The sequence below is a fragment of the Thiolapillus sp. genome, from assembly GCF_048562965.1.
Taxonomy (GTDB): Bacteria; Pseudomonadota; Gammaproteobacteria; order Chromatiales; family Chromatiaceae; genus Thiolapillus; species Thiolapillus brandeum_A.
Genome location: NZ_JBHNMF010001302.1, coordinates 476 through 714, shown reverse-complemented (window position 1 = coordinate 714; position 239 = coordinate 476). Strand labels below are relative to the sequence as shown.

Genomic DNA, 239 nt, shown 5'->3' with positions numbered 1-239 from the left:
CCGCGTTCGGAGGCCTACTTTGTTTTCCCTCTGGCGCACAAGGCACGCCGGGAAAACAGTGCGGCCTCGCGGCTACTGGGGTCTACCAGCCTTCGCTTCGCTCTCCATGGCTGGCAGCGATTGTGCAGTGCTGGGGGCTTACGTTTCATGATCGCCCCGCCGCCCAGGTGGGTCTCAATATAGGTGTCGTGTGGCGGCATCAGGGCGATGATGGGCTGACACAGTCCGGAGGTCGCCTT

1 protein-coding gene is annotated in these 239 nt (G+C 62.8%); it reads left to right on the top strand.

The annotated features are described in order from the left end of the window. Positions 1-183, top strand: a 183-nt coding sequence (locus ACOCD2_RS23960; protein WP_419591967.1) for a hypothetical protein, incomplete at its 5' end; no start/stop codon positions are given. Between the last annotated feature and the right edge of the window lie 56 nt (positions 184-239).